Annotated in this window: 22 protein-coding genes; 12 read left to right on the forward strand and 10 right to left on the reverse strand. The window is 32.8% G+C overall.

Annotated elements, in window-relative coordinates:
• Positions 1-23: 23 nt before the first annotated feature.
• Entirely contained in the window at positions 24-1,658 is a 1,635-nt protein-coding gene (locus ACODH8_RS03825; protein ID WP_332466582.1) for a peptide ABC transporter substrate-binding protein, read from the reverse strand.
• Positions 1,659-1,760: 102 nt separating this feature from the next.
• Between ACODH8_RS03825 and ACODH8_RS03830 the strand changes: the two genes are divergently transcribed.
• On the forward strand, positions 1,761-2,045 hold the full coding sequence (locus tag ACODH8_RS03830; RefSeq protein ID WP_332466581.1) for a hypothetical protein: 285 nt from the start codon (positions 1,761-1,763) through the stop codon (positions 2,043-2,045).
• A gap of 48 nt (positions 2,046-2,093) precedes the next feature.
• Here ACODH8_RS03830 and ACODH8_RS03835 read toward each other — a convergent pair whose 3' ends face one another.
• Positions 2,094-2,951: a MurR/RpiR family transcriptional regulator gene (locus ACODH8_RS03835; protein ID WP_332466580.1), complete on the reverse strand. Its 858-nt coding sequence runs from the start codon at positions 2,949-2,951 to the stop codon at positions 2,094-2,096.
• A 159-nt stretch (positions 2,952-3,110) separates the two neighbouring features.
• On the opposite strand from ACODH8_RS03835, the gene ACODH8_RS03840 reads away from it, so the two are divergent.
• Entirely contained in the window at positions 3,111-4,124 is a 1,014-nt protein-coding gene (locus ACODH8_RS03840) for a Gfo/Idh/MocA family oxidoreductase (RefSeq protein WP_332466579.1), read from the forward strand.
• Between the two features lie 48 nt (positions 4,125-4,172).
• Entirely contained in the window at positions 4,173-5,150 is a 978-nt protein-coding gene (locus ACODH8_RS03845; RefSeq protein WP_332466578.1) for a Gfo/Idh/MocA family oxidoreductase, read from the forward strand.
• A gap of 42 nt (positions 5,151-5,192) precedes the next feature.
• Here the strand turns inward: ACODH8_RS03845 and ACODH8_RS03850 are convergent, their stop codons facing one another.
• The 3 genes from ACODH8_RS03850 to ACODH8_RS03860 form a co-directional block, all read right to left on the reverse strand.
• The gene (locus ACODH8_RS03850; RefSeq protein ID WP_332466577.1) at positions 5,193-6,074 is read right to left on the reverse strand and encodes an alpha/beta hydrolase; all 882 of its coding nucleotides are present in this window, start codon (positions 6,072-6,074) and stop codon (positions 5,193-5,195) included.
• Between the two features lies 1 nt (position 6,075).
• Complete coding sequence (locus tag ACODH8_RS03855) at positions 6,076-7,272, reverse strand: MFS transporter (protein ID WP_332466576.1); 1,197 nt, start codon at positions 7,270-7,272, stop codon at positions 6,076-6,078.
• A 97-nt stretch (positions 7,273-7,369) separates the two neighbouring features.
• Complete coding sequence (locus tag ACODH8_RS03860) at positions 7,370-8,227, reverse strand: AraC family transcriptional regulator (protein WP_332466575.1); 858 nt, start codon at positions 8,225-8,227, stop codon at positions 7,370-7,372.
• 196 nt (positions 8,228-8,423) lie between these two features.
• On the opposite strand from ACODH8_RS03860, the gene ACODH8_RS03865 reads away from it, so the two are divergent.
• The 4 genes from ACODH8_RS03865 (at position 8,424) to ACODH8_RS03880 (ending at position 14,286) form a co-directional block, all read left to right on the forward strand.
• Positions 8,424-9,332 (forward strand): ROK family protein, encoded by a 909-nt coding sequence (locus ACODH8_RS03865; RefSeq protein WP_332466574.1) that lies wholly within the window; start codon positions 8,424-8,426, stop codon positions 9,330-9,332.
• A 140-nt stretch (positions 9,333-9,472) separates the two neighbouring features.
• Entirely contained in the window at positions 9,473-10,378 is a 906-nt protein-coding gene (locus ACODH8_RS03870; RefSeq protein ID WP_332466573.1) for a magnesium transporter CorA family protein, read from the forward strand.
• Positions 10,379-10,661: 283 nt separating this feature from the next.
• Positions 10,662-13,271 carry a cation-translocating P-type ATPase gene (locus ACODH8_RS03875; RefSeq protein WP_420504099.1) on the forward strand — a complete coding sequence of 870 codons (2,610 nt, stop codon included), beginning with the start codon at positions 10,662-10,664 and terminating at the stop codon, positions 13,269-13,271.
• Between the two features lie 112 nt (positions 13,272-13,383).
• Positions 13,384-14,286, forward strand: coding sequence for an NAD-dependent epimerase/dehydratase family protein (locus ACODH8_RS03880; protein ID WP_332466571.1), 903 nt, complete (start codon positions 13,384-13,386; stop codon positions 14,284-14,286).
• Between the two features lie 53 nt (positions 14,287-14,339).
• On the opposite strand, the gene ACODH8_RS03885 is transcribed toward ACODH8_RS03880, so the two are convergent.
• On the reverse strand, positions 14,340-14,786 hold the full coding sequence (locus ACODH8_RS03885; protein ID WP_332466570.1) for a MerR family transcriptional regulator: 447 nt from the start codon (positions 14,784-14,786) through the stop codon (positions 14,340-14,342).
• 113 nt (positions 14,787-14,899) lie between these two features.
• Here ACODH8_RS03885 and ACODH8_RS03890 point away from each other — a divergent pair, with 113 nt between their 5' ends.
• The 3 genes from ACODH8_RS03890 (at position 14,900) to ACODH8_RS03900 (ending at position 17,848) form a co-directional block, all read left to right on the forward strand.
• Positions 14,900-15,880: an aldo/keto reductase gene (locus tag ACODH8_RS03890; RefSeq protein WP_332466569.1), complete on the forward strand. Its 981-nt coding sequence runs from the start codon at positions 14,900-14,902 to the stop codon at positions 15,878-15,880.
• A gap of 134 nt (positions 15,881-16,014) precedes the next feature.
• On the forward strand, positions 16,015-16,461 hold the full coding sequence (locus ACODH8_RS03895) for a MarR family winged helix-turn-helix transcriptional regulator (RefSeq protein ID WP_332466568.1): 447 nt from the start codon (positions 16,015-16,017) through the stop codon (positions 16,459-16,461).
• Complete coding sequence (locus ACODH8_RS03900) at positions 16,451-17,848, forward strand: DHA2 family efflux MFS transporter permease subunit (RefSeq protein WP_332466567.1); 1,398 nt, start codon at positions 16,451-16,453, stop codon at positions 17,846-17,848. The genes ACODH8_RS03895 and ACODH8_RS03900 overlap by 11 nt, the downstream gene beginning before the upstream one ends.
• A 42-nt stretch (positions 17,849-17,890) precedes the next feature.
• On the opposite strand, the gene ACODH8_RS03905 is transcribed toward ACODH8_RS03900, so the two are convergent.
• From ACODH8_RS03905 to ACODH8_RS03920, 4 genes are all read right to left on the reverse strand, one after another.
• Entirely contained in the window at positions 17,891-19,666 is a 1,776-nt protein-coding gene (locus ACODH8_RS03905; protein WP_332466566.1) for an ABC transporter ATP-binding protein, read from the reverse strand.
• On the reverse strand, positions 19,666-21,423 hold the full coding sequence (locus ACODH8_RS03910) for an ABC transporter ATP-binding protein (protein ID WP_332466565.1): 1,758 nt from the start codon (positions 21,421-21,423) through the stop codon (positions 19,666-19,668). Before ACODH8_RS03910 ends, ACODH8_RS03905 begins: the two co-directional genes overlap by 1 nt.
• A 106-nt stretch (positions 21,424-21,529) precedes the next feature.
• Positions 21,530-22,573, reverse strand: a complete 1,044-nt coding sequence (locus ACODH8_RS03915; RefSeq protein WP_332466564.1) for a HAMP domain-containing sensor histidine kinase — start codon at positions 22,571-22,573, stop codon at positions 21,530-21,532.
• Positions 22,570-23,244 carry a response regulator transcription factor gene (locus tag ACODH8_RS03920; RefSeq protein ID WP_332466563.1) on the reverse strand — a complete coding sequence of 225 codons (675 nt, stop codon included), beginning with the start codon at positions 23,242-23,244 and terminating at the stop codon, positions 22,570-22,572. The genes ACODH8_RS03915 and ACODH8_RS03920 overlap by 4 nt, the downstream gene beginning before the upstream one ends.
• Before the next feature lie 165 nt (positions 23,245-23,409).
• On the opposite strand from ACODH8_RS03920, the gene rluF reads away from it, so the two are divergent.
• Positions 23,410-24,120: a 23S rRNA pseudouridine(2604) synthase RluF gene (gene rluF, locus ACODH8_RS03925; RefSeq protein WP_332466562.1), complete on the forward strand. Its 711-nt coding sequence runs from the start codon at positions 23,410-23,412 to the stop codon at positions 24,118-24,120.
• Positions 24,121-24,210: 90 nt separating this feature from the next.
• A complete protein-coding gene (locus tag ACODH8_RS03930; RefSeq protein WP_332466561.1) occupies positions 24,211-24,927 on the forward strand; it encodes a YebC/PmpR family DNA-binding transcriptional regulator in 717 nt (238 codons plus the stop codon).
• Positions 24,928-24,976 lie beyond the last annotated feature (49 nt).

A 24,976-nucleotide genomic window follows, 5' to 3' on the forward strand; every position in this document is an offset into this window, starting at 1 on the left:
TAGGTGCTTTTTCGAGTTTTTTATTATTCTAAGTAGGCTTCTTTAAAATCAAATTGTGCTCCAGTAGAATGGTTAACAATTCCTTTTAATTTTGGATTTCGTAATTTAGCTTCTGCTTTTTGGAAAATAGGACTAATTGCTGCATCCTCTGTAAGAATGTTTTCAGCTTCGATATAGTCATTCCAACGTTTTTCAGCATCCGTTACATCTTTTGTCGAAGCATTTAAGACAAGTTCATCGTATGCTTTATTTGAGTATTTACCGTAGTTATAAGCAGAATCAGTTGTTAAAAGTTCCATGAAACTGCTAGGATCAGGGTAATCTGCCCCCCAACCGAATAGGAATAAGTCAAAGTCCGTATTACGACCTTTTTCAATGGCAACCGTTAGAGGAACGATATTGACATTTACTTTTGCTCCTTCTAATTTGTCTTCAATATCAAATTGAATCGCTTCAGCTAATTTTTTAATGACTTCATCATCATAAGATAATAAATCAATTGAAATATCTTTAACACCAGTTTCTTTTTTAGCTTCTGCCCAAAGTTTTTTAGCTTCATCTACATCTGTTTTGACCATCGGATTTGATACATCAGCGAAATCTTTTTTATCAGTAGGCGAATATGACATGCCGTTAGGAACCAATCCTTTAGGTTCTTTAGTACCATCTGCTAAAATAAATTCAGTAATATTTTTACGATCTAACACAAGTGAGATAGCTTGTCGGGCTTTTTTGTTTTTGAAAAAATCATTTGTATAGTTATAAGTTAGGTAAGTTGTTCCAGCTTTTTCAAGTGGTAAAAAAGCAGGATCTTCTTTGTATTGTTTAGCTAATTCACCAGATAGAGTGACATCATCTAGTTCGCCAGCTTCAAATAATCTCACACTAGTAGCAGGTTCTTTACTTACTTGATTAACGATTGTATCTAATTTAACTTTGTCTTTATCCCAGTAAGAATCATTTTTTGTTAATTTCCATTCAGTATCAGTTCCAGGACCATCAAAATCTTCTAAAACAAAAGGTCCATTGTAAATTAAATGTTCATTGGTTGTTCCGTATTCTTTCCCTTCTTTTTCAACAAAAGCTTTGTTTTGTGGGAAGAAAGTTGGAAATGCTAATAAACTTTCAAAGTAAGGAACAGGCGTCTCCATAGTGATTTCTAAAGTGGTATTATCAAGAGCTTTAACACCTAAATCTGTTTCAGTTTTTTTCCCTTCAATAATGTCATTGGCATTTTTAATACCAGTAAATAAGCCACTATATTCAGAACCTGTTTTAGGGTTAACGGCTTTTTGCCAGCCATATACAAAGTCATTAGCTGTTACACTTTCACCATTTGACCATTTCATATCGTCTCTTAGTTTAATCGTGTAAGTTAATTTATCTTCTGAGACTTCAGGTAGTTCTTTAGCACTTGCTGGAATTAGTTGGTTATTCTCGTCTAAACGATACAATCCCTCCATAACGTTGTTAAGAACGGTAATACTATACGTGTCTGTAGCTAGTACACTATCAAGAGATGATAGTTCTTGATTAACAGCCATTGTTATCTTTTGTTCAGGTTCTGTATTTTCTTCTTTTTTATCTGTATTTGTTTTTGATTGGCAACCTGTTAAAAAGACTACCAAAGCTAAAATTCCCCAAAATATCTTTTTCATGATAAATTCCTCCTTGTATTTTAATGATTTTATAATATTATTATAATTAAGTCAAAGTAAAAAGAATTAATTTTCTGACAATTTTAAAAAAGGGTGATAATAATGATTAACAGAAAAGAATATAGTTATGAGTTAATAGAAAAAAATGAGATAATCAATCGTTTAAAATGGAGTATGGCAGGCGGAGGAGTTAGGATTTTAACGAAGATAGAAAATCCGAATGGTTCTGATAAATTAATGAAACGATTCATTGAAGATTGCAAGGAAGAAGATAGAACTATATTACCTTTATCTATAATAGGACAAGAATATTTTGAAAAACATCTTGGGGAAGTAGGGATATTAAAATCTTTAGATGTGGCGTTTATAAAAGAACAATGGCATTAAAAATAAGCTTGTCTAGATTAAAAAATATCTAGATAAGCTTTTAAAGTGTTATACGAATCGATCATTCAAAAAGTATTCTTCTGACGTAATCCTCTTTTTTAAATTTATATCATAATTTGAAACAAATAAACATGAAAAAAGATTATTTAAGGCGTAATCAATTCCAATTTGCGATGCAAAGGTAGACAGTTTGATGGTCTGACTTTCGCTAACAGATACAGGTAAAATAAAATCAGCTAATCTTCCAATATGAGATTCTGGATAGGCGGTTACAACAATCAGTGGTACTTGCTGCTCTTTTAATATTTTAGCAATTCGATAACTATTTTTACTTTCTCCACTGTAAGAAAGGAGGATAACGCAGTCTTCTGATGAAAAATTACTTGCTAGATGTCTGTTTTCTCCAGGTAAATTAGGCATTTGAATATTAAATCCAATTTTCATCATTTTATTTTGGAAATTTAACGCTGGAACTGTAGTGTCTCCGTAAGAAAATAAACCAATTTGTTTAGCTTGAATAAGCATAGTAACAGCCTTTTCAAGAAGTTCATTTGTATAAAGAAGAGAGGTTTGAGTAATAGAATCAATGTACAAACCACTTAATTTTTTTGAAATATCCTCATAGGTATCATTTTCTGAAAAAGGAAAGTTAGGATTAACTTCAATAATGTCAGTTGGTTTAATCTGAAGTTGTGCTGAAAGTTGAATTTTAAAATCACTAAATCCTTTTAAACCAATCTTTCGACATAATCTAACAATACTTGAAGTTGAAGAAAATGTCATTTGGGCTAATTCTTGAATAGAAATTTCTAAAATAGCTTGTGGATTTTTAAGTATAAAATCGGCAATAAATTGTTCAGTCGGATTAAAATTATCTTGTTTATTGAGTGCTAAAATAATATCCATAATTAACCTCTTTTCTTTTTAATGAGTTGGAATAATGTTCCAGTATTTTCACCAAACAAACCAAATGTTTGAATGAAATGTTAAAGAGTTCTGTAAGTATTTACTTTCATTAAACCCTTATGCTTAACTAGAGTCAACTAAATAAGTGGAGGAAAAACCATGTTAAATATAGCTTATATTGGAAATGGTAAAAGTACCAATCGTTATCACATTCCGTTTGCACAACAAATTCCTGAAATACAAATCAAAAAAATTTATCAAAGAAATTCGTCAGATTGGGAAACTATTGATGGCGTGACGTATGTGAATGATATCAATGAAATTTATAATGATGCAAGTATTGAATTAGTTGTGTTATCAACGCCACCTAAAACACATTTTTCTCTTGCAAAAGAAGCTTTATTAAAGGGAAAAAATGTATTAGTTGAAAAACCTTTTACTGAAACTGTTGAAGAAGCAGAAGAACTTTTTGAATTGGCAGAGTCTCAAAATTTAATGATTCAATGTTTCCAAAATAGACGCTTTGATTCAGATTTTTTAACAGTCCAAAAAGTAATTGAAAGTGGTGTGTTAGGAGACTTACTAGAAGTTGAAATGCACTATGATTACTATCGCCCTGAAGTACCAGAGAGTGTAGTAGAATATTCGAAACCGAATAGCTTTGTTTATACACATGCTTGTCACACAGTTGATCAAGTGCTGTCTTATTTTGGAAGTCCAAAATCAATTCAATCAGATGTTAGACAATTATTAGGACAAGGCAGAATGAACGATTACTTTGATTTAGATTTATTTTATGATAAGTCGTTGAAGGTATCCGTTAAATCAAGTTATTTCAGATTAAAAGAGAGACCAAGTTTTGTGATTTATGGCAAAAAAGGAGTCTTTGTTAAGGCAACAAAAGACCGCCAAGAAGAACATTTAAAACAATTTTTTATGCCAACTAATCAAGAATTTGGTATTGATTTACCAGAACACTATGGCACGTTAACTTATCTAGATGATAAAGGAGTTTATCATGAGGAGAAAGTGATTTCAGAAAAAGGGGATTACAGTTTGTTTTACCAAGCACTTTACAACACCTTAAAAAAAGGTGCGCCTCAACTTGTGACAAAAGAACAAACAATTGAGCAACTAAAGATTTTAAACTCAGTCACATTAGGACTTTCTTAAAGTAGTAGGGTATAATTTAGGTAGATAAAAAATGAGGGGGAAGTAAACATGAAATTAGGTATTTTAGGAGCAGGAATGATTGTAGGTCATTTTTTAGAAATGGTGAAAGAATTACCAAAAATTGAGTTAACTGCGATTTTAGGAACTAAACGTAGCAAAGAAAAACTATTAACGATTCAAAAAGAAAATAATATTTCAGAAGCTTTTATTGATTTTGAAGAAATGCTTGAGAAAGCCGATATGGATACTGTTTATGTGGCCTTACCAAATCATCTACATTTTGAATATGCTAAAATAGCACTAGAACATGGCAAACATGTTATTTGTGAAAAACCTTTTACGTTAACTCTAGCAGAATTTTTAGAGTTAAAAGAATTAGCACAAAAAAAAGATCTTGTACTAGTAGAAGCGATAACTAACCAATATTTAGGTAACTACCAAACAATTAAAGAGATTATGCCTGAATTAGGAGAATTAAAACTTATTGAGTGTAATTACTCTCAATATTCATCTAGATATGATGCGTTTAAAGAAGGAACAGTTCTACCAGCATTTAATCCTAAAATGGGTGGCGGAGCTTTAATGGATATTAACATTTATAATATTCATTTTGTTGTTGGTTTATTAGGAAGACCTAAAGAAGTGATTTACTTACCAAATATTGAACGAGATATCGATACGTCAGGTATTTTAGTACTGGATTATCCAGAAACTAAAGTTGTTTGTATTGGGGCGAAAGACTCTACTTCTGAAATTCGTTCAACGATTCAAGGAAATAAAGGTTCGATATTAATTAACGGTTCTTCAAGCCTTATTGTAGAAGTTGAAAAACAAATGAATGGGGAAGAAGCAGTTGTTTATAATGACAATGCTCATCCACACCGTATGCATGAAGAGTTTGCTGAATTTTATCGAATGATTTCAACTCACGATATGAAAGCAGTTAAAAAGCAGTTGGATCATAGTGAACTAGTCATGGAAGTAGTTGACAAAGCCTTATCAAGTAGTGGGATTACATTAGGATAATATGAAAAACAGAGAGGACTAATTAAGTCACTCTCTGTTTTTTTATATTATATATCGTTTGAAAAAGGCCATTTGTTCATCATTACATTGATGAGAGATAGCTTCTTTTTGGCCAATATGGAATACATGATAAAGAGGTTCTCCAGATGGCTGTTCGTATAGTTTATAGGTTGTTTCAATGCCTTTACTTTGTAAAAATGCGTCTAATGGTTGTGCTAATTCTTTTAAGAAATCATCTGTTGCGGTTGTAATACTAGTAGGTGGAAAATGATTAGTAATAAATGATTCAACAGGGAATAGCTTACTTAGTGAATCTGTATCTTGTTCGTCAAAATAATAAGGAAAGGCATTTTTAGCTGATTCCTCTTGCCCTAAAAAGTAAACGCCACAGTTGACACCAATTGCATTAAAAGTTACAGGAGCTGCTTTAAAAGAAAATAATTGGGCATAATCAGGATTACTTGAGATGGTTGCATATTGTTCTGTTAGCTGAGCTCCAGCGCTATCTCCAACTAAAAAAAGATTTGTTAAATCAAATGGGTAATTATCAACATTTGCGAGCATCCAAAGTAGTACATTGTTAGTGTCTTCAAGTGGAGAAGGGAATAGATACTCTGGTGCTAATCGGTAGTTAAAGTTAACGACACAAAAACCTCGTTCAGCTAGGCTCATACAGTAAAATTGATAAAGTTCTTTATCTCCGTAAAAGAAACCACCGCCATGAATGTTGACAATTGTTGGTAACTTACCAACTGTCTCTTTTGGATAATAAACGTCTAATAAATTAGAGATACCAAATTCTCCGTAACTAATGTCTTTTTTAGCTAAAATAGACTCAGGAGCAACAAGCCCTGCATCTCTTATAGCATCTCCTTCTTTCATATCTATTCTCATTTGATTAATATCAATATTATTCATATCCATTTTAAATTTCCCCTTTAGCGTCAACTGAATGAGTTGTATTTTTTGTTTTTAAACGACTGATAAAAGCGATAATAAGTAAGAAAGCAAAGCCGAATACTGCAAGTAACATGCTACTTTCTACTCGTTGCATATTAAATAATTTTCCCAATGAATTAATGATAAGTGGTGAAGAAAATACGCCGATGTTAGTAGCGATTAAAATAAAAGTGTAAGCAAGGTTAACAGAATTTTTTGGTGCAACCATAGCTACTTTAGTGTAAATAAAAGGAATGGTGATACCAAAACCAATACCTGCTAATAACACACCAATTGTTACGAGTAATAAACTATTAGAAAACGTAATCGTAGTAAAGCCAAGTGTAATGATGCTTAATCCAATTAAAAGTAAATTCTCTTTAAATAACTTATTAAGCTTACCATAAAGAATCCCAATAGGAATCCCGACGAGTGTTGAAATAGCAGTTATAATTGAAACAGAGCTCATGGAACCTAACTCTTTAGTCATAACAAACTCAGGTAATTTAATAGGGATGACCATATAGAAGGCAAATAGAGCAAAAATAAGTCCTGTAAGTACTAAAACAGATGAATTAACGGTTTGTTTTTCTTTGACAATCGTTGCTTCTTTCACTTGTTTATTTTCTTTAATCGGAACAAATAAAGCGAATAGAACTAAAACTGGAATAATTAATAGGTAAATAGCAAAAGAAGCTTGCCATCCTTTTGTTACTAAAAAACTAACTGCAAAAGAAGCTGTTGCAGCACCAATAGCACTAGCAACTGTTTGGAATCCCATCATCCCAGCTAATTCATCCCCAGTGTAAAAATCAGCTAAAAGACTAACAGCAAGAGAGTTAAATAACCCAACGCCAAATCCAAATAGAAAACGAGAAACAAACACAAGTTGGAACGAATCCATAAATAGTGGAATTGCTCCAGTTAATAGGGCAAGTGATAGTCCAATGAGAACGGTTACTTTTTTACCTAAAAATTTAACACAAATTGGACTAACAAAAAGAGCTAAGATAATACCGAAATTTGGAACAGTTAATAATAGTTCAACTGAAGATTGCGACTGATTAGCATAATGCTGAGTCATTAAAGGTAGAGCTGGTGCAATAGAAGCTGCTAACATTAAGACAGTTGAAATAGATAACAAGGATAGTTTGAATAACAATCCATCTGATTTTTGATTCATGAATGAACACACCTTTCTTTTGATGAGTTCACTATATCAGAAACCGCTTTCTTGTTGAGGCGTAAAAGAAACATAAAAAGAGTCAAATACTGACCTGTTAAACAAGTTTTCTATATTGGGCAGGAGTGGTTTCATATTTGGCTCGAAAAACACGATTAAAGGATTTGATATTTGGAAAACCAGATTGGTCTGAAATAATATTAATAGGCAAATCGGTATTTAATAGTAATTGATAAGCGTTTCTTAACCGGATTTCGTCGACATAAGCCATAACTGAAGTATCCATATAAGTTTTAAAGAAACGAGAAAAATAACCTTCAGATAAATTAAATTCTTTGGCTAATTGTGAGATGGTTAAAGAATCTTTAAAATGATTATCAATGAAGTTAATAATCTCAGACATTTGATAAAAGTCTGATTTAGAATTCCAAGTGTGAGCCGTAGTTTCAAGGGTAGAAAAATATTTTGTTATCTTATATAAGAAAGTGAAGATAGCACCGTTAATGATTAATGGCGAAAATTCATCAGGATGGAGCATAGTTTCTACTATTTGAGATAATAATACCTGACAATCAGTTAATGCCTTTTTTTGTTTAATAGTCTGTTGATGTTCCTGTGGTTGTAGAAAATATCGTTTGTCAAAATCAGGTATATGTAACTTCATAAAGTCGACTGGAAATAAAATGGATAAAGCGATATTATCTCCTTGAGCGTGACTTGGCGCATTTATTTCATGGATAATATTAGGATTAATAAGCAGAATATCACCAGCTGCAGTCTCATAAGTTGTCCGATTGATTGAAAACGATTCGATACTTCCAGAATAAGTAAAACTCACTTCAAAAGATCGATGCCAATGTTTAGGAATAAAAGGAACTTGCCTTTGATTGTTGTGTAAAATTAATTTAAAAGGAAAAGAATCTTCACTCAGATCAACTATTTCATGATGGTACATAGTACAACCTACTTTCTTGCTATTTCAAAACAGCAGTCATTATTATTCATAATTCATATATACCACAAATCACTGGAAATTTTATCTGGTTATTCAAATAGGGCATAAAATGACTATTTTCGTGTTAATAATTGCCCATTTTATTTAATTAGATGTGCTATGCTTACAATAAGAATGAGATAAGGTGGGAAAACTTATGAGTAATTATTTAGGAATCGATGTTGGTGGTACTTTTATTAAATACGCATTAATTAATGGTTCAGGACAAATTATAGAATCAAATAAAGTTAGTACACCAAATAATGAGAGCGCATTTTTAACAACAATTAATCAGTTAATCGATTTATACAAAGAGCAAATAAAAGCAGTCACAATTAGTTCACCAGGAAAAGTGGATACAAAAGAAGGGATTATTCATTATGGTGGAGCTCTAGCCTTTTTAGATGGTTTGAAGTTAAAAGAACATATTTTTAAAGAGTTTCAGTTGCCTTCTGCTATTATCAATGACGGGAAAGCAGCAGCTTTAGCTGAAGTCTGGCTAGGTGGTTTGAAAGGTATTGAGCACGGTGTTTGTTTAACACTGGGTACAGGCATTGGTGGCGGACTAGTTGTTAATAGAAAACTTTTAGAAGGAGCTCATTTTCAAGCCGGCGAAATTAGTTTTGGTGTAGGAAGTTATGACAAGACTGGTATACAAGCTGTGGTGGCAGAAAAAGGTTCAGCTGTAGGATTTGTCACTCAAGCTAGCCAAGTTTTAGGTTTAGAGGATAAGTTAGATGGTATCAAAGTTTTTGAAGAGTTGGAAAAAAAGAATGAACTTATCTATCCACTATTTCAAGAGTTTTGTCAGCAAATAGCTGTTGTCATCATCAATATACAGTCAGTATTAGATATGGAAAAAGTAGTTATCGGCGGTGGAATGAGTGTCCAACCACTTCTGATAAAAGAAATAACGGAACAATATCAAGCTTTGCGACATTCTTTACCTATGATGGAGAATTCTCTTGTTGAAGTAAGAATTGAGTCATGCCAGTTTAAGAATAATGCTAACCTTTTAGGTTCTTTATATCATTATTTATTAATGATTGAAAATGAAAATAATTAGAGAAGATTCTAATAAGTATGTTTATTTACTTATTAGAACTTTCTTTTTGAATAATAGAAAAAGACTTTTATAAAGTGCTTTGTTCAGATATGATAGAATTAGTAAAATACAATCATTCAGGGTGAGAGGAGAGAGCCAATATGCTAGCAAAACATCAAATTAACCCTAATCTAAATTGGATAGAAACAAGAACCTTAAATACAAGAGAAAAAAATACGTTACTGGACGAATATAAAATTTCAGAAGAAGTCCTTGAGTACGTTACAGATACTTATGAACAGAGTAATTACATTCATGAACCTGTTGACGAACAAGAATTGATTATCTTACATATGCCAGCAAGATCTGGTGAAAATAATCGTTATATAACTAAACCAATCAGTTTTTTGATAAAAGATAAGACATTATTTACTTTTAATGAAAGTGATTCAACTATTATGAATCAGGATATGGAAAAAGAAACTGGCTATGAGTCACTTGATACTCCTACTTCTTATATGTTAGAAAAAATTTATTTTTTAATGGGTAGTTTTTTTCCTGTTTTACGAGAAGTGACAAGACAAAGACATGTATTAGATGATATGTTAACTAAAAAATTAACCAATAAAGAGTTAGTAAAGTTGGCTTATTTACAACAGTCACTTACTTTCATATTAAATGCAGCTGAAAGTAATGTTGAGGCATTAATCTTAGTGGAAAAATCTAAATTCGGTAAAAACTTATCTGAGGTTGAAAAGGAAAGATTAGAAGATGCCATCATTGAAGCAGAACAGATTGTTCATATGGCAGAATTAGAAGGCAAAATTGTGGATAAAATTGCTAAAATATTCGATAGTATCATGAATAATAACTTAAATGATACGATGAAATTTTTAACAGTCTGGTCATTAGCGATAGCCATTCCAACTTTAATCACAGGTTTTTTTGGGATGAATATTAATTTACCTAAAGTGGATCAGTCATACGGATGGCTGCAATTAACGATTTTATCCGTTGTTCTCATTATTTGGTTGATACTAGGACTAAAACGAAATAAGAAAGTATAAAAGAATTTATCTTTTTATTTGCTAAATGAACCTCTTTTTGTTACTATGATAATACAAATTACCTCTTAGGGGAGTAACCGGTGGCAAGGAGATTGTCGCGCTAATGTCAACAGTAAGTTAACGACTTGTCGTTTTCTGGTATTAGATGAAATGGTGAGACTTAAGACAAGTTAGTTATTACTTGTCTTAAGTCTCTTTTTTGTTACATGGGAGCTACTTTTAAGAGAAAAGAAGGGGAAGAAAATTATTGGAAAAGGAAACATATCAAGTCAGTCTTGATGACATGATGAAAGAGGTAGGTAGTCAGTCCTCAGGGTTAAGTCAGAAAGAGGCAAGTAGTCGATTAGAAAAAAATGGTTATAATCAATTAAAAGAAGCCCCTAAAAAATCAACAATGGCATTATTCTTAGATACATTTAAAGATGCTATGGTAATTGTTTTATTAGTTGTAGCTGTTGTTCAAATGTTTATGGGAGCTTACGTTGAGTCATTAGTTATTTTTATTGTATTAATGATGAACTCAGTTGTGAGTGTTGTTCAAACAAAAAAAGCAGAAGGGTCACTAGATGCTTTAAAAAGCTTATCAGCTCCTGATGCGAACGTGATTCGAGATGGTAAAGAAACTGTTGTCTTAGCTAAAGAATTAGTGGTTGGAGATGTGGTTATTTTAGAAGCTGGAGACTATGTACCAGCTGATGGTCGCTTAATTGAGGCAGGTTCTTTAAAAATTGATGAAGGAATGCTTACTGGTGAGTCTGTTCCAGTTGAAAAAAACCTTGAAGTTATTTCAGGAACTGTGCCGATTGGTGACAGAACTAATATGGTATTTAGTGGAACGATTGTTACTTACGGACGTGGTCTTTTCCTAGTAACTGCAACAGGAAATAACACAGAAATTGGACAAGTCGCAGGTCTGTTAGAAAGTACAAGTGAACAAAAAACACCACTTCAACGTGGTTTAGATTTATTTAGTAAAAAACTAAGTCTTTGGATTTTAGTATTATCAATTGTTATTCTAGCTGTTCAAGTCGCTCGTATCTTTATTGGTGGAGGTTCAGAAGATTTAACAACTGATATTGTAAATGCCTTTATGTTTGCTGTAGCCGTAGCTGTAGCAGCTATTCCAGAAGCCTTACAATCGATTGTAACGATTGTTTTATCTCTTGGAACTAAGAGAATGGCTAGTCAACATGCTATTATTCGTCATTTACCAGCCGTTGAAACATTAGGTTCAACAAGCGTTGTGTGTACAGATAAGACAGGAACATTAACACAAAATAAAATGACCGTGGTAGATCATTACTTGCCAAGTAGTGGAACAGACGTCATTTCTGATAATCAAGCCGAATGGCCAGAAGCAGTGCGACGTATTATGGATATTAGTTTATTAGCTAATGATGCAGCCATCACTGAAGAAGGTGAAAAAATTGGGGACCCAACTGAAGTTGCTTTCCTAGATTACACAGAAAAATTAAATGCACCGTATCGTGAAACACGTCAAAAATATCCACGTTTACAAGAGTTACCATTTGATTCAGATCGTAAATTAATGTCAACACTTCATTTAATTGATGGCGAACATTTATTAATGACTAAAGGTGGACCAGACGTTTTATTAGGCAGAAGTTCAAAAGTGTTAATTGATGGTGAAGTCGTGCCATTAACTGAAGAATTATTAGCAACGATTCAAGAGAAAAATGAAGGATTCTCAAATAGAGCGTTACGTGTTTTAGCATTTGCTTACAAACCTCTAGAAGAAAATCGTGAATTAACATTAGAAGATGAAAATGATTTAGTCTTTGTTGGATTAATGGCAATGATTGATCCACCGAGAGAACAAGTAAAAGATGCTGTTCGTGACGCTAAAAGTGCTGGAATTAAAACAGTTATGATTACAGGTGACCACAAAACAACAGCTGTAGCTATCGCCCGTGAAATTGGTATTTCTGAAGATGGTAACATGGCATTAACAGGTACTGAATTAGATGCTTTAACAGAAGAAGAATTAAAACGTGATTTAGAAAAAATTACAGTTTATGCGCGTGTTTCTCCAGAAAATAAAATCCGTATCGTTCGTGCGTGGCAAGAAAAAGGTAATATTGCAGCGATGACAGGAGACGGTGTAAATGATGCTCCAGCTCTTAAACAAGCTGATATTGGTATTGCTATGGGTACAGGTACAGATGTAGCAAAAGACGCTTCTGCAATGATTTTAACGGATGACAACTTTGCATCTATCATTAGTGCTGTAAAAGTTGGACGAAATGTCTTTGATAACATTAAAAAAGCAATTGCCTATCTGTTTTCAGGTAACTTAGGTGCGATTATCGCCATTCTTTTTGCTTTAGTAGTAGGTTGGGCTAATCCGTTTACTGCCTTACAATTACTTTTCATTAACTTAGTCAATGACTCATTACCAGCTATTGCTTTAGGAATGGAAAAAGCAGAACCAAGTATTATGAATCGTAAACCAAGAGATCCTAACGAAGGTATTTTCTCAGGAGATACATTAGTTTCAGTAATCTATCGTGGTTCTTTAATTGGTATTGCTGTTATTATCGCTCAATTTGTTGGAATGAAAACTTCACCAGAAATGGGAGTGGCGATGGCCTTCTCAACTTTAATTTGGAGTCGTACATTACAAACATTCCCAGCACGTTCAAACAGTGAATCAGCTATTAAAGCAGGTCTATTCTCTAACAGAATGGTTATTATCGCAGTGAGTTTATGTACCGTTTTATACGGAGTAACCTTATTACCTGGTTTAAGATCAGTTTTCTCAATTCCAAAAGCATTTGGTTTAACTGAAATGGGAATTTCAATTGGTTTAGCATTAGCAGCAATTGTATTCATGGAATTAACTAAATTAGTTTTAGGTAAAAAAAATAAATAATGCAATTAAAGTTCTCGAAAGATATTTTTCGAGAACTTTTTTCATATAAATTGTATTTATTAGTGAAGATTGCTATCTTTAAACTATTAACTTCAAATTAGAGGAGGATACTATGAAAAAGATTTTAATAACTGGTGGAACGGTATTTGTTAGTCGAACGTTAGCTGAGTATTTTGTGGCTAAAGGAGAAGAAGTTTATGTATTAAATCGAAATAATAAAAAGCAATCAGAAGGTGTTATCCTGATTGAAGGTGACCGTTACAATTTAGGTGATATTTTGGCCGATTATTCTTTTGATGTAGTTGTAGATGCTAACGCCTATACGGCAGAGGAAATTAATTTGCTACTAGAGGCCTTACCATCTGTTAAAGATTATGTCTTTATTAGTACAAGTGCTGTGTATCCAGAAGACTTAGAACAACCTTTTAAAGAAGAGCAAAAAGTTGGAGAAAATGCTTACTGGCAAAGTTATGGTACAAATAAAATAGAAGCAGAAGAGCTACTAATGAGTAAAGTTCCTCAAGCTTATATTATTCGTCCCGCTTATATTTATGGCCCGTACAACAATGCTTATAGAGAAGCGTTTGTATTTGATTGTGCTAAAGAGAAAAGACCCTTTTATGTTCCAGGTAACGGGGAGATGAAATTACAATTTATTCATATGATAGATATTTGTCGTATGGTTGATCAGTTAATAACTACTCATCCTGAACAACAGATTTATAATGCTGGTAATGAAGAGCTAGTAACGATTAATGAATGGGTAAAATTATGTTATGAAGCTGTCGGTCAGGAACTAGAAATCATTCAAGTGAACTCTGATGTTAAATCGACTAACTACTTTAGTTTTGCTGATTATCAATATGAGGTTGATGTTAGTAAACAAATGAAGTTAATCGGAGAGACTTATAATTTTGAGCAAGGAATTAAAGAGTCGTGGGCATGGTATCAAAATAATGAAGATATTGTAAACAAACGAGAGTATCAAGCCTTTATAGATAATAATTTGGTTTAATGAAAAAATCTTATATCCAAATCATTCATTTGATTTGAGTATAAGATTTTTTGCTATATCTGATTCTTTTTTTCTAAATAACGTTTGATGTCTGAAGGTAGATTGTGTTCTGAAACATTTTTATAAGCATCTAAAGAACCTTCTTCAACAGCAACATCGTAAACCCAACATTTGTATGTAAGAGTTTCTAACACATTTTGTAATGTTTCGATTTCCTCTTCAATAGCTTTTTTACCTTGATGAAAAAGAGTTTGCCGATTTTTGAGGGTGCTGTCTCCCGCTAAATACCAGTCAAAAAATTGCTTAATATCTTTAATTGGCATATTTGTACGTTTGAGACACTCAATTAATTCTAGATGATCTAAATCTTTTTCATCAAACTCTCTGATACCATTTTCTTTTCTTTTGAGAAATGGGAGTAATCCTTCATTGTCGTAGTAACGGATAGCGGAAATGCTGATCCCTGTTTTTTTAGAAACTTCACCAATGGAATATGCCATAAAAAATCTCTCCTTTGCCTTGACCTAAAGTGAACTTGAGGTAGTACACTTAGTTTACAAGTAAATCCTTTTTTTGTAAAAAAATTAAAGAACAAATTTTGAGGAGGAAAGTCATGGAATATAGAAAATTAGGTTATACAGGTCTAGATGTTTCAAGAATTTGCCTAGGGACAATGGGATTTGGCAATCCAGAAAGTGGTTTTCATGAGTGGGTAATACGAGAGGAAGAAAGCTTAAAAATTATTAAGAACGCCTTAGATTTAGGCATAAATTTTTTTGATACAGCTAATGTTTATTCTTATGGAGATAGTGAACGAATACTAGGGAAAGGAATTAAGCAATTTGCTAAAAGAGAAGAAGTAGTTATTGCTACTAAAGTTTATTCAACAATGCGAAAAGGTCCTAATGGTAGTGGTTTATCTCGTAAAGAAATTATTAACCAACTAGATAAAAGCTTAGAAAGACTACAAATGGATTATGTAGATTTGTATATCATTCATCGCTGGGATTATCAGACTCCGATTGAAGAAACTATGAGAACTTTACATGATTTAGTCACTCAAGGGAAAATCAGATATATTGGTGCTTCAGCGATGTATGCGTGGCAATTTGCTAAGGCTCAAGCAGTTGCTGAAAAAAATGGTTGGACAAAATTTATTTCAATGCAGAATCATTTGAATTTATTATATCGAGAAGAAGAACGAGAAATGTTACCTTTATGTGAAGACCAACAAGTAGGAGTAACTCCGTATAGTCCATTAGCTTCAGGTCGTTTAACAAGAGATTGGTCAGCAACAACAAAACGATTTTTAACTGATAATGTAGCAAAAAGTAAATACGATTTAACATTGGAGCAAGACAAAATAATCGTTGAACGTGTGGCTGAGTTGGCTCATCAAAAGGGAGTTGAAAAAGCATCTCTTTCTTTAGCGTGGTTACTTCAAAAGAAACAAGTTGTTGCTCCCATTGTAGGAGCCACAAAAAAAGCTCATTTAGAAACAGCAATAAAGGCATTAGCAATTGAGTTAACTAAGGAAGAAATCGATTATTTAGAAGAAGCATATGTTCCACATGTGATTATGGGGCACGAATAAATAAAGAAAGACTAACTGAAAAAGGTTAGTCTTTTTTTGAAACTTCAGAATTGACAACGACATAGATAAGAGTTATTATTTTTTAGTAACTGTTCGGAACCGAATAGTTCGTTACCGTTTATGGAGGGGAAGTAATGAATCAACCATTAATAAAAAACATTATGCTTTCTTTAAGAGAATTACGTAAAGAAACTCATACTATGTTAGAAGAACAATCTAAAAAATACCAATTATCAACGACGCAGATTTTTGTTCTTGACCGCATTAGAAAAAGCCCGAAAATTTCGTTAAGGGAACTGGCTAAATGTGTCAATCTTAGTCCGAGTACCACGTCAGAAGTAGTTGAAAAAATGGTTCAATCAGAGCTTGTTATCAGAGAGCAAAGTGACACTAACAGAAGAAGAATTGAATTATCTTTGACTGAAAAAGGACTGACAACTCTTAAATCAACTTATGCTGATTGGATTGAGGATTTTGCTATTTTCGATGAAATTGGTGAAGAAAAATTACAAATATTTTATGAAACCCAACAAGAAATGATTGAGTTGTTAAAGAAAAGGAGAGTGTCGAATGGAGAATAACAAACAAAGTAAGCAAGATATAACAGTTCTAGCGATTTTATTATTTGGGACTTTTCTAAGCTTTTTGAATCAAACACTTATGAACGTAGCTTTACCAAGTGTTATGAAGGATTTTGATATAACAGCAGCCCAAGGTCAGTGGTTATCAAATGGTTACATGTTAATTAGTGGTGTGATGATCCCAGCCACAGCCTTTTTAATTGATCGATTTAAAACGCGTCATCTTTATTTAACGTCAATGGTCATCTTCACTTTAGGAACCTTTATCGCATCGATTTCAATTAACTATCCCATGCTAATTGCAGGTCGTATGATTCAAGCTTTAGGAGCTGGTCCAATTAGCCCTTTAATGACAGTTGTCATTATGAATATGTTTCCGGTTCAAAGTCGTGGAAAAGCGATGGGGTTCATTGGTTTAGCGATGAACTTTGCTCCTGCTATTGGCCCAACTTTATCAGGATGGATTGTTCAATCGTATGACTGGCGTTCTATTTTTTATGTTATTTTACCACTAGGAATTATTAATATTTTAGTAGCAACTTTTGCTTTGAAAAACTTTGGAGAACAAACCTATCCTAAATTTAATTTCTTAGGAATTATTTTATCCACAGTAGGTTTAGGAACTTTATTACTTGGTTTTAGTAATGCAGGGGATAAGCCGTGGTTAACATTTGAAGTGGCTGGATTTGTATTAATCGGTTTAATTGTTACAGGCCTTTTTATCTATCAACAAACTCATACAAAATTGCCAATGCTTAATTTCTCAGTTTTTAAACATCCTATCTTTACGATTTCATCGATTACTAATTTTGTTGTTATTATGGGACTTTATGGCGGAATGATTTTATTACCTCTTTATATTCAAAATGTAAGAGGTGTATCTCCAATGGCATCTGGGATGGTATTACTTCCTGGAGCTATTATTATGGCTATTATGTCTCCTATTACAGGAGCTTTGTATGACAGAATGGGTGCCAGATATTTAAGTTTCACAGGATTAATTATTTTATCTATAGGAACCTTTATGTTTACATTGATTGATATGAACACAAGTGTCACTTACTTAGCAATCATGCAAGGGGTTCGTTCATTTGGTTTAGGTTTGGCTTTAATGCCAATACAAACAGATGCTCTGAATGATTTACCTTTAGATTTAATGTCTCATGGTTCAGCGATGTATAATACCATTAGACAAATTGCGGGTTCATTAGGAACAGCGTTATTGGTAACCATAATGAGCATTTCTACAAGTAATTTTGCTGCAGAAAATGTAGGAATTAGTATAGAAGAAGCAACACTTCATGGCATTCAAGTTGCTTATATTGTTGTAACAGTTATTTCTATTGTCGCAGCAATGATGTGTCTCAAATTAAGTAAGAAAAAATAATAAAAAAACTCGTATCTCCAGTGGAGGTACGAGTTTTTTTAGTTAGGCTATTTTTTCTTCAAACTGACTATTGTATAGTTCAGAGTAAAAACCATTTTGTTTAATTAATTCATCGTGGTTACCTTGCTCGATGATATCGCCATCTTTCATAACAAGAATAACATCCGCATTTTTTATTGTAGATAAACGGTGAGCAATAATGAAAGAAGTTCTATTTTCCATGAGTTGATCCATGGAACGTTGAATTTGTAACTCAGTTCGAGTATCCACAGAACTTGTTGCTTCGTCTAAAATCAGCATTGGTTTGTTATCCACAATAGCACGAGCAATTGTTAATTGTTGTTTTTGACCAGATGAAAGACTTAGTTGATCATCTAAAATAGTGTCATATTTATTTGGTAAAGTTTCGATAAAGTGATGAATACCAACTGATTGACAAGCTTCTTTAATAGCTGCATCAGTTATACCAGTCATGTTGTAAACGATATTTTCTTTTACAGTTCCTTCAAATAACCAAGTATCCTGTAGTATCATACTAAACTGATTGTTAACAACTTCTCGAGGAAGGTCTTTTGTTTTAATGCCATCAATCTTAATATCACCACTATCAACTTCGTAAAAACGCATTAACAAGTTAATTAAGGTTGTCTTACCAGCTCCAGTTGGTCCAACAATAGCGATTTTTTGTCCCGGTAAAACATTTGCAGAGAAATTGTTAATAACTTTTTTCTCTGGAGTATAACCAAAACTAACATGATTAAAGCTAACACTACCACTAGCTTTTTGTAGCGTATCTTTTTTATGAGATTCATCAGTCATTTCTGCTTCGCCTAAAAACTCAAAGACACGTTTACTTGCTGCAGAAGTCGATTGTAGTGATTGGAAAGCTTGAGCAATTTGACTTAAAGGTTGTGTAAAGTAACGAACATAAAGAATGAAAGCAACGATAACACCAAAACTGATAGTGCCGTTATTAGCTAAAAGTGCCCCCACAATACAAACAGCCACGTAACCAAAGTTTCCAATAAATTGCATAATTGGCATCATTAAACCTGATAAACATTGAGCTTTAAAGCCACTTGTTTTAAGGCTATTATTCATCTCATCAAATACTTTTCTGGTTTCTTCTTCAGCATTATAAAGTTGAACAACAGCTTGCCCTGAATAAATTTCTTCAACATGACTATTGATACGACCTAAATCATTTTGTTGTTGAGAGAAATACTTTTGAGATTTACTCATAATTAAAGTCATTAAAACAAAACCAATTAAGGTTGCTCCAACAGCTGTCGCAGTTAATGTGACGTTTGTTTTTAACATCATAAATAATGAGCCAAATAGTAAAGTAATAGCAGAAACAAGAGTCCCGATACTTTGATTTAAAGTTTGTCCAATAGTATCAACATCATTTGTAACACGGGATAAAACGTCCCCTGTTGAATGATTATTGAAATAAGAAAGTGGTAATTTATTTATTTTTTTAGAAATATCATCTCTTAAATTGCGAGAGATAATTTGAGTGACACTTGCCATGATAAAGCCTTGTAGAATAGATAGAAGAGAGCCAAATCCATAAAAGAAAATAAGTAGAATTCCAATATGTTTAACTGCTTCTAAATCAATCCCAGTCATAAGACCTTCTGTAATTAAATCAGTTATTTCTGATAGTTTATCAGGACCAATCAATGTTAGAACTGATCCAATCATTGAAGCAACTAATGCGATAATGATAATCGGCATGTATTTTTTAGAATAAGCGATTAATTTTTTCCAGTTGCCACTAAAATTATTTTTTTTCTTTGTTTTGTCTTTAGTCATTAGGCTAATTCCTCCTTAGAAAGTTGAGAATAAGCGATTTCTTGATAAACAGGACTAGTTGCCATTAGCTCATCATGAGTTCCTATGCCAACAAGCTTACCTTCATCTAAAACTAAAATAGTATCAGCATCTCTTATTGTCCCAATTCGTTGAGCCACAATAATTTTAGTTGTATTTTGACAATCTTTTTTCAGACTTTCTCGTAAATTACGATCTGTTTTATAATCAAGCGCAGAGAATGAATCATCAAAAATTAAAATCTCTGATCGTCTATTAATAGCTCGAGCAATTGATAAACGTTGTTTTTGTCCACCAGATAAGTTACCACCATTTTGAGCCACGGCATTATCGTAACCAAGAGGCATTTTCTCAACAAATTCAGCAGCTTGAGCAGTGTAGACAGACTCTACGATATCCGAATCTAATTTATTCGGATTACCATTATCTCCATAAGCCACATTACTAGCAATCGTTCCACTAAATAGAGTTGCTTTTTGAGTCACAAATCCTAATTTATTATTGAGATGGTATTGCGTGTAATCTTTAACATTAATATCATCAACTAGAATATCGCCACTTGTTGTATCATATTGTCTAGCAATCAGATTAACTAATGTTGTTTTACCACTACCAGTTGCTCCAATAATGGCTACTGTTTCTCCTTGATTAGCAGTAAAAGTAATATCTTCAAGAGCCAAACCATCAGCAGAAGGGTATTTGAAGCTTACATGATTAAACTCAATTTTTCCTTTTGTAGTTGATGGTGTATTATCAAGAGTTCCGTCAACTAGTTGTGATTTTGAGTCTAAAACTTCTAATATTCTTTTAGCTGACACACTTGCTCGAGGAATCATAATGAAAATCATAACTAACATCATAAAAGCCATAATAACTTGCATCGCATATGATGAAAAAACAACCATGTCAGAGAAGAGAGTAAGTTTATTTTCAAGAGCAGCATTGTTAATAAGAGTTGCTCCTAACCAATAAATAGAAAGAGTTAAACCACTCATGACAAGTTGGATCCCTGGCATTAGGAAAGAAAAAGTACGGTTAGTAAAAACATTTGTTTTCATTAGCGTTTCATTGGCATCATTAAATTTATTTTCCTGATAATCCTCAGCGTTATAAGCTCTTACAACTTGAAGGCCTGTTAAGTTTTCACGAGTAACAGAGTTTAATTTATCCGTGTAACCTTGAATTTTTTTCATTTTTGGTAAGGCTAAAACCATACAAGTAATAACAAAAATTAACAGAACAACAACAGCAACTCCTGTTGCGAAAGTCCATTGCCAACTTTTATTTGAAATTTTGATAATTGCCCAAACAGCTAAGATAGGAGCTTTAACCATTGCTTGAAGTCCCATGACAATTAACATCTGAACTTGGGTAATGTCATTTGTTGTACGAGTAATTAAGCTTGGAATTGAAAAGTGGTTAATTTCTTCAGTAGATAAAGATTGAACTTTTCCAAATAACTTTCCACGTAATCTTGCACTATAGTTAGCAGCTATTTTTGCCACAATAATGGCCACAATAACAGCACTTATTAAACTGGCGACAGCACATAAGAGCATCATGCCACCAGCTGAAAGGATATCATTCATCTGACTACCTTCAGTTTGAACAAGCTGAGTAATCTCATTCATGTAATCTGGTAATTTTAAATCTAACCAGACTTGAGCCACAATAAAGAGTAAACTAACTCCAGCAAGGGTATACTCCGTTTTACTTAAATATCTAAATATTTTAATCATTATTTTATCTCCCTTACAATCGATTATGATTAGTTTATAGGAGAAACATTAACTGTAAATAAACTAAAAAAGCTCGTGAAAACTTTTAAATAGTTTTCACGAGCTTTTATAAGTTAGTAGGTAAGGAAACGATAAATTTAGTTTCTTCAGGAGAGCTGCTAACTGAAATAGTTCCTTCATGGAGTTCAATGATTTTTTTGGAAATGGAAAGGCCAATTCCTGTTCCTTCTGAAGCATGGGATAAATCTGCTTGCCAATATTTATTAAAGATTCTCTCTTGAATATCTGCTGGAATCATAGGTCCTTTATTTAAAATAGTCACTACTAAATGGCTTTCTTGTTCTTCAATAAAAAAGGCCAGTGTTCCTTTTCGAGGAGAAAATTTAATCCCGTTATCCATGAGATTAATCCACACTTGTTTTAGTAGTTCTTTGTTTCCATCTATGGAAAATTCACTGAAATCAGCTTCAATCTCTAGTTCTTTATCTGACCATCTTTTTTCTAAAAGAATAATAGATTCTCTTAGTTGCTCTGACAAATTATAACGACAGGTGTCAGTCAATATGTGTTGATTTTCAATTTTTGACAATGCAAGCATATTAGTTGTCATATTAGTTAAACGAGAAGACTCTGACACAATGATATCTACAAATTCTTGTTGTTCTTCTGTTAAATCAGTGGTTTGTAAAATTTTAGCAAATCCTAAAATAGAAACAATTGGCGTTTTAAACTCATGGGATAAATTATTAACAAAGTCAGAACGAAGGACTTCAGTTTGACTTAACTCTTTAGCGAGTAAATTAAATGTTTTGGTTAATTCTTTACCTACTGGATTTTTTTTCCCTAATTTAATAGAAACGTCATAATTACCTTTAGACAGATTAGTCATCCCGTCAATAAGAATATGAACAGGCTTTAATGGAATACGACTAAAAAGAGTTGCTATCAAAGTGCCAATAATGATACTTGCAATAATAAAAATAATTAAGGCAAGAGTAGGGGAATCTTCAGGTTTGGAACTTAAAATATTTAATTTGTTTAAGGCAAAAAAAGTTGTACCGGTTATTAACATGGTAATAAAAATAATGAAAAAAACAGCACCAGAAAAAAGCAGGGTTAAAAACCAGCGATTAGGACGTTTGACTTTCATACATGTTTCACTCCTTTATAACCCAGACCTCGAACAGAAACGATTTCAAATTCTTCATAGCCTTCAATTTTTTTTCGTAACCGTGCAATATGAACGGTGACTGTTTCCCATCCTGTTTCACTATCAAGTCCCCAAATCTCATCCATTAACTGAATACGGGTAAATATTTTATCTGGATAAGAAAGAAGTTTGTAGAGGAGTTCAAATTCTTTTTGTGGCAAGACTTGCGCATCGTCATCCCGTTTGATTGATAGAGAATCAAAGTCTAAAACAGCTGAACCAATGGTGATTTTACGTTCGTTAACAATTTTAGCTCGTCTTAATAAGGCTTTAATTCGAAGTAACATTTCTTCTTCATCAACAGGTTTTGACATGTAATCATCGGTTCCAACAACAAACCCTTTTTTTTTATCAACAGGTAAGTGTTTGGCTGAAAGCATTAAAATCGGTAATTCATTATTAGTTTCCCGAAGTAATTTTGTTAATTCATACCCATCGATTTTGGGCATCATAATATCTAAGACAATCAAATCAATATGCGTTGAAGCAAGTTTTTCAAGGGCATCTTCGCCGTCAAAAGCAAGTTCAACTTCGTAATGATCTCTTTCTAAAATTGTTTTTAAATATTTTCTAGTATTTATTTCATCATCTACAACAAGTATTCTAACCATTTACCTAATGCTCCTTTATTGATTTCTTTGGTTTATTGTAACATGAGGCATCTAATTATGAGATAAAAGAGTTATTTTTGGTGGTATCTAGTAAGAAATATCTTGCTTTAAGGAATTGATTCAGTATAGTTATTAGTGAGTATATTAATATGAAGGAAGTGCTATATGCGATTAAATAAATTTATTAGTGAATCTGGAAAAGCGTCAAGACGTGGAGCAGATAAACTTATTGAAGAAGGTAGAGTATTTGTTAACGGTAAAAGAGCCAAAATAGGAACTCAAGTTAATCCAGGAGACGAAGTGAAAGTTGATGGGAATCAATTATTTATTGCCCCTAGAAGTAATGTTTATATTGCTTTAAATAAACCAGTTGGCATTACAAGTACGACTGAGAAAAAAGTTAAAGGAAATATTGTTGATTTAGTTAACTATCCAGAGCGAATTTTTCATATTGGTCGTTTGGATAAAGATTCAGAAGGCTTGATTCTATTAACTAATGACGGAGATATCGTGAATGAAATCCTACGCTCAGAAGGGGAACATGAAAAAGAATATATTGTTTCTGTTGATAAGCCAATCACACCAGACTTTGTTGAAAATATGTCAAAAGGCGTTAAAATTCTTGGAACTAAAACACTTCCTTGTGAGGTAGAACAGCTGTCTAAGTATGATTTCAAAATTATTTTGACACAAGGATTAAACCGCCAAATTCGTCGTATGTGTGAGGAGTTAGGCTATAATGTGTACCGATTACAACGCTTACGTATTATGAACGTTGAATTAGGGAACTTACCAGTAGGGCAATGGCGCTATTTAAGTAAGAAAGAAAAAGCCAGACTATTTGATGATTTAGATTATGAAGAAAAAGAGTGGTAAAAAAACCTTTGATAATTGAAATCATAGGAGTATAATGGAAAAGGAAAAATTATTGAAATAAGTTTAACGAAATGAAAGCGAAGTGAAATTATGGGACGTAAATGGGAAAATATCGTCGAAAAGAAAACAGCCAAAGACGCTAATAATAGTAAAATTTATGCTAAGTTTGGTATTGAAATCTATGCAGCAGCAAAATCAGGTGATCCCGATCCAGAAACAAATCAAAAATTACGTTTCGTAATGGACCGTGCTAAAACTTATAATGTTCCTAAACATATTATTGACCGTGCGATTGAAAAAGCAAAAGGCTCTGGAGATGAAAATTTCTCTGAGTTACGCTATGAAGGCTTTGGTCCTAATGGTTCAATGGTAATCGTAGATACATTAACTAACAATGTTAACCGTACAGTTGCTGAAGTACGTAGTGCTTTTGGTAAAAATGGTGGTAACATGGGTGTATCAGGTGCTGTTGCTTATATGTTTGATCATACAGCGATTATCGGTTTAAAAGATCAAGATGCTGATGAGATTTTTGAATACTTATTAGAAAAAGACATTGAAGTAAAAGATGTATTTGAAGAAAATGGTCAAGTAATTGTTTACGGTGAAGGAACAGACTTCCATTTAATTCAAACAGCTTTAAAAGAAAAAGGAATCGAAGAATTTGCTATTACAGAGATTCAAATGCTACCTCAAAGTGATGTTACTTTAGAAGGAACTGACTTAGAACAATTTAATAAAATGATTGCTGTCTTAGAAGATTTAGAAGATGTGCAAGATGTTTATCATAATGTAGATGTAGACTAGGTTAAACTGGCTCAGAACGAGCCAGTTTTTTTATTTTGATTAATTGTAG

Origin of the sequence: Vagococcus fluvialis (assembly GCF_048815235.1) — a bacterium.
Taxonomy (GTDB): domain Bacteria; phylum Bacillota; class Bacilli; order Lactobacillales; family Vagococcaceae; genus Vagococcus.

What these genes read in the sequence shown, in the direction of transcription:
- ACODH8_RS03900 (WP_332466567.1), top strand. Translation starts at nt 16,451, where the DNA reads ATGGAGAATAACAAACAAAGTAAGCAAGATATAACAGTTCTAGCGATT.
- ACODH8_RS03870 (WP_332466573.1), top strand. Translation starts at nt 9,473, where the DNA reads ATGCTAGCAAAACATCAAATTAACCCTAATCTAAATTGGATAGAAACA.
- ACODH8_RS03850 (WP_332466577.1), bottom strand. Translation starts at nt 6,074, where the DNA reads ATGGATATGAATAATATTGATATTAATCAAATGAGAATAGATATGAAA.
- rluF (WP_332466562.1), top strand. Translation starts at nt 23,410, where the DNA reads ATGCGATTAAATAAATTTATTAGTGAATCTGGAAAAGCGTCAAGACGT.
- ACODH8_RS03890 (WP_332466569.1), top strand. Translation starts at nt 14,900, where the DNA reads ATGGAATATAGAAAATTAGGTTATACAGGTCTAGATGTTTCAAGAATT.
- ACODH8_RS03855 (WP_332466576.1), bottom strand. Translation starts at nt 7,272, where the DNA reads ATGAATCAAAAATCAGATGGATTGTTATTCAAACTATCCTTGTTATCT.
- ACODH8_RS03895 (WP_332466568.1), top strand. Translation starts at nt 16,015, where the DNA reads ATGAATCAACCATTAATAAAAAACATTATGCTTTCTTTAAGAGAATTA.
- ACODH8_RS03845 (WP_332466578.1), top strand. Translation starts at nt 4,173, where the DNA reads ATGAAATTAGGTATTTTAGGAGCAGGAATGATTGTAGGTCATTTTTTA.
- ACODH8_RS03930 (WP_332466561.1), top strand. Translation starts at nt 24,211, where the DNA reads ATGGGACGTAAATGGGAAAATATCGTCGAAAAGAAAACAGCCAAAGAC.
- ACODH8_RS03915 (WP_332466564.1), bottom strand. Translation starts at nt 22,573, where the DNA reads ATGAAAGTCAAACGTCCTAATCGCTGGTTTTTAACCCTGCTTTTTTCT.
- ACODH8_RS03910 (WP_332466565.1), bottom strand. Translation starts at nt 21,423, where the DNA reads ATGATTAAAATATTTAGATATTTAAGTAAAACGGAGTATACCCTTGCT.
- ACODH8_RS03825 (WP_332466582.1), bottom strand. Translation starts at nt 1,658, where the DNA reads ATGAAAAAGATATTTTGGGGAATTTTAGCTTTGGTAGTCTTTTTAACA.
- ACODH8_RS03875 (WP_420504099.1), top strand. Translation starts at nt 10,662, where the DNA reads ATGATGAAAGAGGTAGGTAGTCAGTCCTCAGGGTTAAGTCAGAAAGAG.
- ACODH8_RS03905 (WP_332466566.1), bottom strand. Translation starts at nt 19,666, where the DNA reads ATGACTAAAGACAAAACAAAGAAAAAAAATAATTTTAGTGGCAACTGG.
- ACODH8_RS03880 (WP_332466571.1), top strand. Translation starts at nt 13,384, where the DNA reads ATGAAAAAGATTTTAATAACTGGTGGAACGGTATTTGTTAGTCGAACG.
- ACODH8_RS03865 (WP_332466574.1), top strand. Translation starts at nt 8,424, where the DNA reads ATGAGTAATTATTTAGGAATCGATGTTGGTGGTACTTTTATTAAATAC.
- ACODH8_RS03835 (WP_332466580.1), bottom strand. Translation starts at nt 2,951, where the DNA reads ATGGATATTATTTTAGCACTCAATAAACAAGATAATTTTAATCCGACT.
- ACODH8_RS03830 (WP_332466581.1), top strand. Translation starts at nt 1,761, where the DNA reads ATGATTAACAGAAAAGAATATAGTTATGAGTTAATAGAAAAAAATGAG.
- ACODH8_RS03840 (WP_332466579.1), top strand. Translation starts at nt 3,111, where the DNA reads ATGTTAAATATAGCTTATATTGGAAATGGTAAAAGTACCAATCGTTAT.
- ACODH8_RS03920 (WP_332466563.1), bottom strand. Translation starts at nt 23,244, where the DNA reads ATGGTTAGAATACTTGTTGTAGATGATGAAATAAATACTAGAAAATAT.
- ACODH8_RS03885 (WP_332466570.1), bottom strand. Translation starts at nt 14,786, where the DNA reads ATGGCATATTCCATTGGTGAAGTTTCTAAAAAAACAGGGATCAGCATT.
- ACODH8_RS03860 (WP_332466575.1), bottom strand. Translation starts at nt 8,227, where the DNA reads ATGTACCATCATGAAATAGTTGATCTGAGTGAAGATTCTTTTCCTTTT.